Origin of the sequence: Streptomyces sp. NPDC005752, assembly GCF_040630715.1 — a bacterium.
GTDB lineage: Bacteria > Actinomycetota > Actinomycetes > Streptomycetales > Streptomycetaceae > Streptomyces.
This window is the reverse complement of sequence record NZ_JBEXYB010000003.1, coordinates 104,388-117,009: the sequence shown is the minus strand read 5'-3', so window position 1 is coordinate 117,009 and position 12,622 is coordinate 104,388. Positions and strand designations below refer to the sequence as shown.

Sequence of the window (12,622 nt, the reverse complement as noted above, 5' to 3'; positions counted from 1 at the left end):
CCCTGGGTGGAGGGGCCTTGTCCTTCACCGGTGCCGGAGGCGAAGCCCGACGCCCGGCAGGGCCGTTGGCGTCGGGCCGCCTCGCTCAGGCGCCGACGTAGGCCGCGAGATGCTCGCCCGTGAGGGTGGAGCGGCCGGCCACGAGGCCGGCAGGGGTGCCCTCGAAGACGACCGTGCCCCCGTCGTGACCCGCACCGGGACCGAGGTCGATGATCCAGTCGGCGTGCGCCATGACCGCCTGGTGGTGCTCGACGACGACGACCGACTTGCCCGAGTCGACGAGCCGGTCGAGCAGGCCGAGCAACTGCCGGACGTCAGCGAGGTGGAGGCCGGCGGTCGGCTCGTCGAGGACGTAGACACCGCCCTTGTCGGCCATGTGGGTGGCCAGCTTGAGCCGCTGCCGCTCGCCCCCCGACAGCGTGGTGAGCGGCTGCCCCAGGCTGACATAGCCGAGCCCCACGTCGACGAGCCGGCCGAGGACGCGGTGCGCGGCGGGTGTGCGCGCCTCGCCTTCGCCGAAGAACTCCTGTGCCTCGGTCACGGACATCCCGAGCACCTCGCTGATGTCGCGGCCGCCGAAGCGGTACTTCAGCACCGCCGGCTGGAACCGCTTGCCCTCACACTCCTCGCACGTCGTGGTGACGCCGGCCATCATCCCGAGGTCGGTGTAGACCACGCCGGCACCGTTGCACTCCGGACAGGCTCCCTCGGAGTTCGCGCTGAACAGCGCCGGCTTCACTCCGTTGGCCTTCGCGAACGCCTTGCGGATCGGGTCGAGCAGCCCGGTGTACGTCGCGGGGTTGCTGCGCCGTGAGCCGCGGATCGCACCCTGGTCGACCGACACCACGTTCTCGCCCGGAGGGATCGACCCGTGCACCAGGGAGCTCTTGCCCGAACCGGCGACACCGGTGACGACGGTGAGTACCCCGAGCGGGATGTCGACGTCGACATCCCGCAGGTTGTGCGTGTCGGCGCCGCGGATCTCCAGCGTGCCGGTGGGTTCGCGTACCGCCTCCTTGAGGGACGCCCGGTCGTCGAAATGACGGCCGGTGACGGTGTCGCCCGCCCGCAGCCCCTCGACGGTGCCCTCGAAACAGACGGTGCCGCCCGCGGAGCCCGCGCCGGGGCCGAGATCGACGATGTGGTCGGCGATCACGATCGTCTCCGGCTTGTGTTCCACCACGAGCACGGTGTTCCCCTTGTCCCGCAGCCGCAGCAGCAGCCTGTTCATCCGCTCGATGTCGTGGGGGTGCAGTCCGATGGTGGGCTCGTCGAAGACATAGGTGACGTCGGTGAGCGAGGAACCGAGGTGGCGGATCATCTTGACGCGCTGCGCCTCGCCGCCCGAGAGGGTGCCCGACGGCCGGTCGAGCGACAGGTAGCCGAGGCCGATCTCCACGAAGGAGTCGAGGCTGTGGCGCAGCGCGGCGAGCAGTGGTGCCACCGACGGCTCGTCGAGGCCGCCTGCCCAGGTCGCCAGATCGCTGATCTGCATCGCGCAGGCGTCCGCGATGCTGATCCGCTTGATCTTCGAGGACCGTGCGCCCTCACTGAGCCGGGTGCCTCCGCAGTCCGGGCAGGTGGTGAAGGTGACCGCCCGCTCCACGAACGCCCGGATGTGCGGCTGCATCGCCTCCTTGTCCTTGGACAGGAACGACTTCTGGATCTTGGGGATCAGTCCCTCGTAGGTCAGGTTGACGCCCTCGACCTTGACCTTGGTCGGCTCCCGGTGGAGGAAGTCCCGCATCTCCTGCTCGGTGAACTCGCTGATCGGCTTGTCCGGGTCGAGCAGGCCGGACTCGGCGTAGACCCGCACGGTCCAGAAACTGTCCGACTTCCACCCGGGAATGGTGAAAGCGCCCTCGGCGAGCGATTTGGAGGCGTCGTAGAGCTGCGTCAGGTCGATGTCGGAGACCGTGCCCCGGCCCTCGCAGCGGGTGCACATGCCACCGGTGCGGTTGAAAGTCGCCTTCACCGTCTTCCTGTCGCCCCGCTCGACGGTGATCGCCCCGCTGGCCCTGACCGACGGGACGTTGAAGGCGTACGCCCCGGGCGGCCCGATGTGCGGTGTGCCGAGGCGGGAGAAGAGGATGCGCAGCATCGCGTTGGCGTCGGTGACGGTACCGACCGTGGAGCGCGGGTCGGCGCCCAGCCGCTGCTGGTCGACGATGATCGCGGTCGTGAGCCCCTCGAGCACGTCGACCTCGGGGCGGGCCAGGGTCGGCATGAAGCCCTGGACGAAGGCGCTGTAGGTCTCGTTGATCATCCGCTGCGACTCCGCCGCGATGGTGCTGAACACCAGCGAACTCTTGCCCGAGCCCGAGACGCCGGTGAACACCGTCAGCCGGCGCTTCGGGATCTCGACACTGACGTCCTTGAGGTTGTTGACGCGCGCACCGTGCACGCGGATCAGGTCGTGGCTGTCGGAAACATGCGGCGCGGTCGACCGCGTGTCCGGCTTCGTGGTCATGCTCGTCGTCTCTCCATCCGTTCACGGGGCCGCCTGTGCGGTCGCCGTCGGCGTCGCCCGCGCGCTCGCGGAGACGATCGTCGTTCAGCAGACCAGCGGTGCCCTCCGGGGCGCAATCACCCTGCGCCGGCCCGACGTCGTTGATCTCCGTACGAACGACGCTACGGGCGACGGGAAGCTTTCGCTTCTTCATTCCTGACCGGTCGCCGGCCTCCCCGCGCGGAATCCGGCCCGCCGCACAAGGCCGCTCCGGGTCCGGGAGGGCATACGCCCCGGCAGCGCATCCCTTCTGTCCTTGTTTCTCACAGTGCGTCACTGATCGTCCGAAGTTAAGCTGCTGCTGATCCAGAACCTCAGGGGAAGGACGCATCGTGGCCGTGGGACCCGTGGAGTACCTCGTCGTCACCTTTCCCGGCGGCCGTTTCGCCGACGTCATCGCGCCCGTACTGGCCGAGGCCGTCGCGTCCGAGACGGTACGCATCCTCGATCTGGCCTTCGCCCGCAGGGCGGCGGGCGGCGCGCCGGAACCTGTCGGTCTGCGGGAGATGGACCCGCAGGGGCTGGTGTCGTTCGACCCGCCGGACGACACTCCGCCAGGAATGCCGCGGATCACGGACCTCGACGCGCTCGACCGTCTGCCGGAGGAGAACTCCGCCGCGCTGATCGTGTGGGAGGACCTGTGGTCGGTACCTCTCACCCGGGCGGTGCAGGCAGCCGGCGGGCGGCTCCTGGCGCACGAGCGGGTGCCGGCCGACGGCGGGGACGATGTCATCACGCTGCTGGAGCGGCTCGCCGACCTGAGGCAGCGCGAGGTCCTCACCGACGCCGAGTTCGCGGAGCAGAAGACACGGATCCTCGCCGACTGATCCCCCTCGGCCGGTGCCCTGGTACCCCACGTTCCCTTTGTCGATATCCGCACGTCGTGCGACGTTGATTCCGACCTGCAGTCTGTCGGGAAAGAGGCAGTTCATCGTGCAGACCGCCCGGGCCGTCCCCGCGTCAACCGTCGTCAACCTGCGCGATCTGGGCGGTATCGCCCTTGGCCGCCACAGGCGACTGCGTCAGGGCATCCTTCTGCGCTCGGGCCAGCTGAGCGATTTCGAGGAGCACGACATGGCGGTCGCCGCACTCGGCCTGCGCACCGTCGTGGACCTGCGCACCGCCGACGAGCGCCGATGGGCGCCGGACCGGCTTCCTGCGGGCGCGCGGCTCTTCGTGGCCGACGTCCTCGGCGACGATCCCGGCGTCACACCCGCGCGGCTCAAGGCGCTGCTCGATGACCCGGACGGAGCAGCACGCGTGCTCGGTGGCGGGCGGGCCGAGGACCTGTTCGCGCAGACGTACCGGCGGATGGTCCTCTCGCCGGGCGCGGCGGCGGCCTACCGTGCCTTCCTGGACACCGTCGCCGATCCCCGGGCGAGACCGCTGCTCTTCCACTGCGCCACGGGCAAGGACAGGACCGGCTGGGCCACCACGTTGCTGCTGATGATGGCGGGCGCGTCACGTGAGGTCGTACGCGCGGAGTTCCTCGCGGTCAACCGGGCCGTGCGCGCCGCCTTCGGGCCCGCCGTACGGCGCTTCCTCGACGACGGCGGTGACCCGGACATCGCCTACGCGGTCATCGAGGCCCGGCCCCGTTACCTCGAGGCGGCCCTGGACGCGATGGACGAGCGCTGGGGCGGGCTCGACGGCTATCTGAGCAAGGCGCTGCGCCTCCCTCCGGCGGTGGCCGACCGGCTCCGTGCCGACCTGTCCGTCGCCGTCTGACGGACTGCCCGGGACGCGGCCCGGCCCGGGACCGCGTCGTAGTGACGCGGTCCCGGGCCGGTGAGCTGCGGCGGTGGCGCTCAGATCCTCAGCAGCTGTTCGCTGACGTCGCGGTAGCGCTGAAGCGCCACGCGCAACTCCTCGGTCTGCGCCTCGGTGTCCTGTCCCTGCCACCCGGCGCGCAGGACCCGCCTGCGTTCCGTGAGCGCCTGGGTGAGTCCCGCGACGATCTCGTCGAACGTGCTGTCGGCCTCCTCGACCGCACGGCGGGGGCTCTCGACGAAGTCGGTGACCGCCTGCTGCATGCGCTGCGCCAGCTGGTCCCGTGCACCCTGGGGGACCAGGGGCTGTCCGGCGCCGTGGGCCTCGTGGTGGCCGGCCCGCTCGGCATGCGAAGCGCCGGGGGCTTCGCCCGGTGCGGGTGGAACGCCGAGATCGTCACGGCCGGTGAGCTTCGGTTCGAGGCCCTTGCTGTCCGCGTGCGTTTTCATGGCCGCCGTGTCAAGAGGCCTGTCCGGCGCGTTCCGGGGCGCCCTCTCAGGCACGGACACGGGGGTGCCGGTGGTCCGGGGCTCCGTGGTGAAGACGGGCTCTGTGGTGCGCTCGGTGCGGTCGTTCATGCTGCTGCACTGCCTTTCGCCTCGTGCCGGTCCGTGCGGGCCGGCTTGTCCGGTGCGTCTGCGAGAAGTACGTCGAAGAGCGCGCGGGACTCGATCAGGGCCTTCCGCATCTCCTCCGTGCCGCCCTGGCCGCGCACGGCCGTGTGGACCCTGCGGTAGCCGTCGACCTGTGCGGCGTGGTGGACGGAGAGCGCGTCCGTCTGCTCCTGGAAGTTGTCGCCGTCGGGGAAGCCCCGGTCGCGGGCCAGCTGCGCCAGAAGCGCGTCGGCCTCGACGACCGCGTCCCTGGGGGAGTCGAGGAACCGCTCCTGCACCTCGGCCCAGCGGCGGGTGTACGCCTCGCGCGCCTCCGGCCGCAGGGGCCTCTCGGAGAGGGAGCCGTGCAGCTTCACACGCTCGGCCAGTTCGTGCTCGGCCGCCTTGGTGTCGCCGTCGTGACGGGCGACCGTCCGGTCGTACTCGGGTCCGAAGCGGCGCTGCAGTCCACGCCCGCCCGGCCTGCGGCCCTGGAGCCGGAGGAGACCGAAGGCGAGCGCTGCCACCAGGACGACGGCGACGATGATCAGCACAGTCGTCATGGCCGACGCTCCCGTCGGCTCGCGGTCGGTGCGTCCTGCTGTTCCACTCTCGTCAACCCCTTCCGATTCGAGCCCGGTTCGGTGTACAGGCCGGGCTGCGTGCACCAGCCGTGTTACCCCCTGGGCGCCGTTCATGCAGGGAACCGTCCCGGTATCGTGGAAGACACCGAACCGGACGCCCCCGGACCGACACGGAGCCGTCCGCGCGAGTCGCGAGAGGGGCACGCGGTGACCGAGCGCAAACCCGCAGGGGTCAGCTTCGAGACATGGGTGGACCGGCAGATTCGCGAGGCCGAGGAGCGGGGTGCCTTCGCCGACCTGCCGGGCGCCGGCAAGCCGATTCCCGGTCTTGACCGCCCCTACGACGCGATGTGGTGGGTCAAGGCCAAGATGGAGAGGGAAGGACTGTCGGCGCTCCCTCCCTCACTGACCTTGCGGAAGGCGGCCGAGGACGCCCGGCAGGAGGTGTCGCGTGCACGGTCGGAAGCGGAGGTCCGGCGGATTCTGGCCGAGATCAACGTGAGGATCCGCGAGGCACTGGTCAGGCCGCCCCAGGGGCCGCCGCTGAACCTCACGCCGTTCGACGTCGAAGCCACCGTGGAGGAATGGCGGGCCGAGCGGCCCGTGCACTGAGCACCGTGCGAGTACCGGGCCCGCGGTGCGTGATACTCGCCGTATGGGATCGCGCATCAAGGACCGTCGCGCGGGGGTCCGGATCAGGCGAGCCGTCGCGCGCGACGCCAGACGGCTCACCCGCCTGGTCACGGCCTCCCGCGCGTACGAGGGCCCGTACGCGCACATGGTCGAGGGGTACAGGGTCGGCCCGGACTACATCGAGGCCCACGCCGTCCATGTCGCTGTGGACGCCGAGGACCGGGTGCTGGGGTTCTACGCGCTGGTCCTGTCCCCGCCCGAACTCGACCTGATGTTCGTTGCCGACGATGCCCAGGGGCGGGGGATCGGGCGGCTCCTCGTCGGCCACCTGCGCGAGGAGGCGCGCCGGGCCGGCCTGACCGCCGTACGCGTGGTCGCGCACCCGCCGGCCGAGGGTTTCTACCACGGTGTGGGAGCCGAGCGCACCGGCACCGTCGCGGCCAGTCCGCCCGCGGTGTTGTGGGACCGGCCCGAGCTGGTGCTCAAGACCGATGACGGCCGCTGAGCCGGACGGCCCGGCCGGATCGCTGATCGCGGCCGGGCCTCCCGGATTCCGGTATTACGACCAGCCGCCGTAGGGACGGGTGATGAGTTCCATCCCGTGGCCGCTGGGATCGGGGAAGTACACCCCGCGTCCACCGTCGTTGTGGTTGATCTCGCCGGGGTGCTTCCGGTGCGGATCGGCGTAGTACGCGATCCCCTGCTCCTCGATGTGCCCGAAGGCCGTGTCGAACTCCGCCTCCGAGATGAGGAACGCGTAGTGCTGCACGGTGATCGATTCGACGGGAACGGTCGCGAAGTCCAGGGTGACCCCGTTCGCGAGAACGAGCGGGATGAAGGGACCCCATTCGGTTCCGACGGTGAGACCCAGGATGCGAGCCAGGAAATCGGCGGATTCGCGGTTGTCCCGGCTGTGAACGATGGTGTGGTTCAACTCGACTGACACAGTGGAATGCCTCCAGCGGGCATCTCACGGGCTACCTCCACGCCTCACCCGGCCGGTGACCGACGCGCGATGCCCTACGACGATCCTAGGCGAGTTGTCACGCTGCGTCGAGGTTCGGCCTTCGGCCGGTACCGCTTCCCGGACCGTCCCGTCCGTAGGACCGGTGTGGTGTTTCTTCCGTCGGCTGCCACCATGGAGAACGTCGGCATCCGTGCCGTCCCGCGGCCGTCCCGACACAGATGTTCCAGGATTCACGACGGCTTCGCGGGGAACCAGCACCACCTCTGAGAGGTGGGGAGGCATCGATGGGACAGATACCGGCGGGCCGTGGCGGGATGGGTGAGGACGAGCCGGAGACGAACCCGCGCAGCGGGCGCCGGGAGACCGAGGAGGAGCGGGCGGACCGGCAGTGGAGCGACCTGCTCCAGGAACTCCGGGTCGCGCAGACCGGCGTACAGATCCTCTTCGGCTTCCTGCTCGCGGTGGTCTTCCAGCCCCGCTTCGCCGAACTCTCCACGATTGACCGGAACATCTACGTCGTGACCGTCATGCTCGGGTCGGCGACGGCCGCCGCGCTGATAGGGCCCGTGTCCTACCACCGGCTGCTCACCGGCCGCCGGATGAAGCCGCAGACGGTCACCTGGGCCTCACGCCTGACGAAACTGGGCCTCGGCCTGCTCTTCTGCACGATGTGCAGCACGCTGCTGCTCATCCTGCGGGTGGCACTGCACAACGTGGCGGCACTGTGGCTGGTGGGCGGGATGGCTCTGTGGTTCCTGGTCTGCTGGTTCGTGTTTCCGCTGTGGGCCATCGCCCGGGACGGCGGCCGACGGACGGCCGGCCGTCGTGACGCCGAGGACACCGACCCGCGCCACTGACGCCGTCAGATCTCGTCCAGGCCCGCCGGGCTGCGTACGTCCGTCACGGTGAAGAGCCCGCCGTCGGGGTCCCGCAGCGTCGCCTCGCTGCCGTACTGCACGTCGCGCCGTTCCATGAGCGTCCCGCCGTTCCGCTGAGCGGCGAGGACCGTTGCTCCGACATCGGCGACCGGGAACTGCACCTGCCAGTGCGGGCGCACCTGCGGGTCGGGAGCGGCCTCCACCGCACCGGAGCTGATCCGGGCCAGCGGGCGCTCGTTGCAGCGTACGAGGACCTCCTCCTTCACGTACGCCACCTCGCAGCCGCCGGACTCCCCGCTCTCCCAGCCGAGGATCTCCCCGTAGAAGATGGCGGCGTCGAAGGCGTCCCTGGTGCGCAGCCGCAGCCAGGCGTGTGCCCGGGTGCCGGACGGTGCGAGTGTGGCCGCGCGCCCCGTCCACTCCCAGACGCCGAAGGACGCGCCGTCCCGGTCGGCGGCAAGGACGGCGCGGCCCTGCCCGACCGTCAGCGGGCCCACCGCCACGGTGCCGCTGCGTTCGCGGATACGGGCGGCGACCACATCGGCGTCCCGGACCGAGAAGTACGGCATCCAGGCCACGGCCACCTGGTACGCGGACGCGACCGCGCCGATGCCCGCCACCGGCACACCCCCGGAGCGCGCCATCAGGTAGTCCCTGCCCAGCGGCCCGCGTCGGAAGGTCCAGCCGAGAACGGCGCCGTAGAAGCGCTGCGCGTCGTCCAGGTCGCGGGTCACCAGGTGAACCCAGCACGGAGCGCTCGCACCGCTGAGAACCGCCGGTTCCGGCGCGGTCCGCGGATCGCCAGGAGTCATGGTCCACTGCCCATCGGTTCTGCGGCATGACTTCTTCGGTGCCGCGCGGCCAGGACCAGCCTCATGCGCCTGAGCGACTCCCGCAAACGCGGCGGGAGCGACCGCGGCCCGCACCGTCGCACACGTCCGGGCCCGCCACAGCGGGCCCGGACGTGTGCGCTCCGTCGTCGACCGGTCGGGGAGCGGGGTGTCAGTCGCGCCGGGGCTCGTCCTCCGGCGGGATCACCTCGTTACCGCGGTCGCTGAGCTCGTACGGTGAGAGGGCGCGGCCGCTCTCGGGGAAGCGGTCCGAACTGTGCCGGCCGCTCTCCTGGATCTCCGTCCGGTGCTCCGGACGGAGCGGCTGCTCGTCGGGGCGCGGCGGCCGTGATTCCTTGTCGCGACGCCTCATCCCGAACCAGAAGCCCCCGATCAGCAGAAGCACCACGAACAGGCCGACGATGCCGATGATCACGCCTACCGCGCCCGGTCCGTCAGCTCCGCCGGTGCTGGCGAGCGATTCCCATGCTCCGTTCGTTACGTCCATGCATGGCGCATACCCCAGGGATTCGATCACAGACAGCCATTGACATGAATTCATGTTTTATGGCGATGTCACGGTAAATGTGTTTCATATGGTTCAAATCGGCTACACGATGATGACCGAGCAAGCCGGCCCCCGCGCACTGGTCGGTGATGTGGCCGCCGCGGAGGAGGCCGGCTTCGACTTCTCCGTCACCTCCGACCACTACTTCCCCTGGTTGGCTTCCCAGGGACACGCGCCCTACGCCTGGTCGGTCCTCGGAGCCGCCGCACAGGCCACCTCCAGGATCCCGCTGATGACGTACGTGACATGTCCGACGACCCGCTACCACCCCGCTGTGGTCGCGCAGAAGGCGGCGACGCTCCAACTGCTCGCCGAGGGGCGTTTCCGCCTCGGCCTCGGATCCGGCGAGAGCCTCAACGAACACGTCGTAGGCGCGGGGTGGCCCGCGGCCCATGTGCGCCTGGAGATGCTCGAGGAGGCCGTGCACATCATCCGCGCGCTCCTCGACGGGGACCACGTCAACCACCACGGCACCCACTTCGACGTGGAGGACGCCAAGCTGTGGGACCTGCCCGAACAGCGGGTCCCCATCGGTATCGCGGTCTCGGGGGAGCGCTCCTGCGCGCTCGCGGGCAGGCTGGCCGACCTGGTCATCGCGACCGAACCCCGGAGTGAGCTGATCGGCGCGTTCGACCGGCACGGCGGGACCGGGAAGCCCCGCGTCGGACAGGTCCCCGTCTGCTACGACACCGACAGGGGCGCCGCGATCGCCCGCGCCCACGACCAGTTCCGGTGGTCGCTCGGAGGCTGGAAGGTCAACTCGGAGCTGCCGAATCCCCCGGCGTTCGACCAGGCGACCCAGTTCGTCCGCAGGGACGACATCGCACAATCGATCCCGTGCGGCTCGGACGTCGAGGCGTTCGTCGAGGCCGTCCGCCCCTACAGCGAAGCGGGTTTCACCGAGGTCGCCCTGGTCCAGATCGGCGGGGCGCAGCAGCGGCCCTTCATCGAGTGGGCGCAGAGCACCCTCCTGCCGGCGCTGCGGGAACTGTAGGCGACGGCAGGGCAGGGAGGCGGTGCCCCGCCTCCCACCGGGCAGGAGATCCGTCGTGGGACTGCCGCACCGGGGCGTCGCTCGTGTCGCCGACACGGAGCCGCGGGGTGAGTCTTGAGTCAGTCCCCGGACCGCTGGAGACGACACGTGCCGTCGGATCGAGGGCGACCCGGACTCGCCGGCCGAGCGGAGGTGCCCCCCGCGCGGTCGGCGCCGCACGGCGTGAGGCAGCCGGGCGGGGCCCGCAGTGCTCCCAGTGAAAGGAATCCAGGGTGAACAGCACGCCGGAACATCCACAGGAACACCAGGAGAGCGGCGATGTCGTGGTGGCGGTGACCGGCTGCCCCAAGGAGGACGCTCGCACCGTGTTCGACGTACTGCGCCGCTCGTTCAACTCCGACCGTCCGGCCGGCGACGCCCCCGAGGAGGCGTCCGACACGCGCCCCACCGTGTGGACGGCGACCGTCGACGTCTCGGAGACCAAGGGGGGCTCGGAGCCCGCGCAGCTCTCCACGCCGGTGACGGTCGAGGCACAGGGCGGCTACTGGGCGGTCGACCGCCTGCGGAAGCACCTGACGGAGTCATTCACCGTCCGGCTCGTCGGGACGGCGGCGGGCGACCAGGAGCAGGAGATCCGCCTTCGGCTGGAGAGCCACCGCCCCGCGTGACCACCGCACGACCGAACCCGGAAGGTACACATACATGGACGCGACCCCGGGGACCGCCGACGCGGAGGAAGCACACGTGCCGAATCCCGCCGACCGGTCCACCCTCACCCTGTACGTCAACGGCACGGCCAGGACCCTGACGCTCGATCACCGCACCACCGTGCTGGACGCGCTCAGGGAACATCTCGGGCTCACCGGTGCCAAGAAGGGCTGCGACCACGGTCAGTGCGGAGCCTGCACCGTGCTCGTCGACGGCCGGCGCGCCAACAGCTGCCTCCTGCTGGCCGTCTCCCACGAGGACGCCCACATCACCACGGTCGAAGGGCTGGCCGAGGGCGACCGGCTGCATCCGCTGCAGACGGCCTTCCTGGAGAGGGACGCGCTCCAGTGCGGCTACTGCACCCCCGGGCAGATCTGCTCCGCCGTCGGCATGCTCGGTGAGGCCGAGGACGGCTTCCCCTCCCACGCGACCCCGCGCACGGCGCTCGCCGGCGAGGGGCCGGCTCCGCTCGGCGCGGACGAGATCCGCGAGCGGATGAGCGGCAACCTCTGCCGGTGCGGTGCCTATCCGCACATCGTCGACGCCATCGAGGACGTGGCCCCGTGAAGCCCTTCGCCTATCTGCGTCCCGCCTCCGTGGCCGAAGCCGTCCGTGCGGGCGCCGGCCACCCCGGTGCGCGATTCCTCGGTGGTGGTACCAACCTCGTCGACCTCATGAAACTCGGGGTGGAGTCGCCCGGTCTGCTCATCGACGTCAGCCGACTGCCGCTCGACCTGGTGACGCGGACGGACGACGGCGGTCTCCGGATCGGAGCGACCGTGCGCAACAGCGATCTCGCCGCCCACCCCGATGTGCGGAGCCACTGGCCCGCCCTGTCGCAGGCCCTGCTGGCCGGTGCGTCCGGGCAGCTCCGCAACACCGCCACCACCGGCGGCAACCTTCTCCAGCGCACCCGGTGCCCGTACTTCCAGGACGTCTCCAAGCCCTGCAACAAGCGCATCCCCGGCTCGGGCTGTCCCGCCAGGGAAGGAGCTCACCGCGATCTCGCCGTACTGGGGCACTCGCAGGACTGCGTCGCCACCAACCCCTCCGACATGGCGGTCGCCCTCGCGGCCCTCGACGCCACCGTCCAGCTGCACGGACCGGAGGGGCAGCGGACCGTGCCCGCGACCGACTTCCATCGCCTGCCCGGCGACAACCCCGACCAGGACACCGTGATCCGCCCGGGTGAGCTGATCACGGAAGTGGTGCTGCCACCGCCCCTCGCCGGTGCCGTCTCCCTGTACCGCAAGGCCCGGGACCGCGCCTCGTACGCCTTCGCGCTGGCCTCCGTCGCAGCCGTCCTGCGCGTGCGGGACGGCCACGTCGACCGTGCCTCGCTCGCCTTCGGCGGGCTCGCACACCGGCCGTGGCGTGCCCGGGTGGCCGAGGACCTGCTGCGCGGGGCTCCCGCGACCGGGGACGCCTTCGCACGTGCGGTGGACGCCGAGCTCGCAGGGGCCAGGCCCCTGCGCGACAACGGTTTCAAGGTGGACCTGGCCCGCCGGCTGGCCGTCGGCGCCCTCGTCGAACTCACCGCCCAGGCCGCACCTGCCTGATCCGCCGGCCCGCACACCCCGACGAACCG

15 protein-coding genes are annotated in these 12,622 nt (G+C 70.8%); 9 read left to right on the top strand and 6 right to left on the bottom strand.

Going from position 1 to position 12,622, the window contains the following annotated elements:
• Window positions 1-85 precede the first annotated feature (85 nt).
• The gene (locus ABZ441_RS03715; protein WP_358967860.1) at window positions 86-2,470 is read right to left on the bottom strand and encodes an excinuclease ABC subunit UvrA; all 2,385 of its coding nucleotides are present in this window, start codon (window positions 2,468-2,470) and stop codon (window positions 86-88) included.
• 371 nt (window positions 2,471-2,841) lie between these two features.
• Here ABZ441_RS03715 and ABZ441_RS03710 point away from each other — a divergent pair, with 371 nt between their 5' ends.
• Both ABZ441_RS03710 and ABZ441_RS03705 read left to right on the top strand, forming a co-directional pair.
• Window positions 2,842-3,336, top strand: a complete 495-nt coding sequence (locus ABZ441_RS03710; RefSeq protein WP_358967857.1) for an SHOCT domain-containing protein — start codon at window positions 2,842-2,844, stop codon at window positions 3,334-3,336.
• Window positions 3,337-3,442: 106 nt separating this feature from the next.
• Window positions 3,443-4,237, top strand: coding sequence for a tyrosine-protein phosphatase (locus tag ABZ441_RS03705; RefSeq protein WP_358967856.1), 795 nt, complete (start codon window positions 3,443-3,445; stop codon window positions 4,235-4,237).
• 80 nt (window positions 4,238-4,317) lie between these two features.
• Here ABZ441_RS03705 and ABZ441_RS03700 read toward each other — a convergent pair whose 3' ends face one another.
• Window positions 4,318-4,728 (bottom strand): hypothetical protein, encoded by a 411-nt coding sequence (locus tag ABZ441_RS03700; RefSeq protein ID WP_358967853.1) that lies wholly within the window; start codon window positions 4,726-4,728, stop codon window positions 4,318-4,320.
• Between the two features lie 125 nt (window positions 4,729-4,853).
• A complete protein-coding gene (locus ABZ441_RS03695) occupies window positions 4,854-5,435 on the bottom strand; it encodes a hypothetical protein (RefSeq protein WP_358967851.1) in 582 nt (193 codons plus the stop codon).
• A 228-nt stretch (window positions 5,436-5,663) separates the two neighbouring features.
• Between ABZ441_RS03695 and ABZ441_RS03690 the strand changes: the two genes are divergently transcribed.
• Together ABZ441_RS03690 and ABZ441_RS03685 are read left to right on the top strand one after the other, a co-directional pair.
• Window positions 5,664-6,068, top strand: coding sequence for a DUF1992 domain-containing protein (locus tag ABZ441_RS03690; protein WP_358967848.1), 405 nt, complete (start codon window positions 5,664-5,666; stop codon window positions 6,066-6,068).
• 43 nt (window positions 6,069-6,111) lie between these two features.
• Entirely contained in the window at window positions 6,112-6,594 is a 483-nt protein-coding gene (locus ABZ441_RS03685; RefSeq protein WP_358967845.1) for a GNAT family N-acetyltransferase, read from the top strand.
• 54 nt (window positions 6,595-6,648) lie between these two features.
• On the opposite strand, the gene ABZ441_RS03680 is transcribed toward ABZ441_RS03685, so the two are convergent.
• On the bottom strand, window positions 6,649-7,035 hold the full coding sequence (locus ABZ441_RS03680) for a VOC family protein (protein ID WP_358967842.1): 387 nt from the start codon (window positions 7,033-7,035) through the stop codon (window positions 6,649-6,651).
• Between the two features lie 305 nt (window positions 7,036-7,340).
• Here ABZ441_RS03680 and ABZ441_RS03675 point away from each other — a divergent pair, with 305 nt between their 5' ends.
• A complete protein-coding gene (locus ABZ441_RS03675; protein ID WP_358967840.1) occupies window positions 7,341-7,913 on the top strand; it encodes a DUF6328 family protein in 573 nt (190 codons plus the stop codon).
• Window positions 7,914-7,918: 5 nt separating this feature from the next.
• On the opposite strand, the gene ABZ441_RS03670 is transcribed toward ABZ441_RS03675, so the two are convergent.
• Both ABZ441_RS03670 and ABZ441_RS03665 read right to left on the bottom strand, forming a co-directional pair.
• On the bottom strand, window positions 7,919-8,746 hold the full coding sequence (locus tag ABZ441_RS03670) for a VOC family protein (RefSeq protein ID WP_358967837.1): 828 nt from the start codon (window positions 8,744-8,746) through the stop codon (window positions 7,919-7,921).
• A gap of 190 nt (window positions 8,747-8,936) precedes the next feature.
• Window positions 8,937-9,272: a DUF6479 family protein gene (locus ABZ441_RS03665; protein ID WP_358967834.1), complete on the bottom strand. Its 336-nt coding sequence runs from the start codon at window positions 9,270-9,272 to the stop codon at window positions 8,937-8,939.
• Window positions 9,273-9,360: 88 nt separating this feature from the next.
• Between ABZ441_RS03665 and ABZ441_RS03660 the strand changes: the two genes are divergently transcribed.
• From ABZ441_RS03660 to ABZ441_RS03645, 4 genes are all read left to right on the top strand, one after another.
• Window positions 9,361-10,326 carry an LLM class F420-dependent oxidoreductase gene (locus ABZ441_RS03660; protein ID WP_358967831.1) on the top strand — a complete coding sequence of 322 codons (966 nt, stop codon included), beginning with the start codon at window positions 9,361-9,363 and terminating at the stop codon, window positions 10,324-10,326.
• Between the two features lie 272 nt (window positions 10,327-10,598).
• The gene (locus ABZ441_RS03655; RefSeq protein ID WP_358967828.1) at window positions 10,599-10,994 is read left to right on the top strand and encodes a hypothetical protein; all 396 of its coding nucleotides are present in this window, start codon (window positions 10,599-10,601) and stop codon (window positions 10,992-10,994) included.
• A gap of 34 nt (window positions 10,995-11,028) precedes the next feature.
• On the top strand, window positions 11,029-11,601 hold the full coding sequence (locus tag ABZ441_RS03650; protein WP_358967825.1) for a 2Fe-2S iron-sulfur cluster-binding protein: 573 nt from the start codon (window positions 11,029-11,031) through the stop codon (window positions 11,599-11,601).
• Window positions 11,598-12,593, top strand: a complete 996-nt coding sequence (locus ABZ441_RS03645) for a xanthine dehydrogenase family protein subunit M (protein ID WP_358967822.1) — start codon at window positions 11,598-11,600, stop codon at window positions 12,591-12,593. The genes ABZ441_RS03650 and ABZ441_RS03645 overlap by 4 nt, the downstream gene beginning before the upstream one ends.
• Window positions 12,594-12,622: the final 29 nt, after the last annotated feature.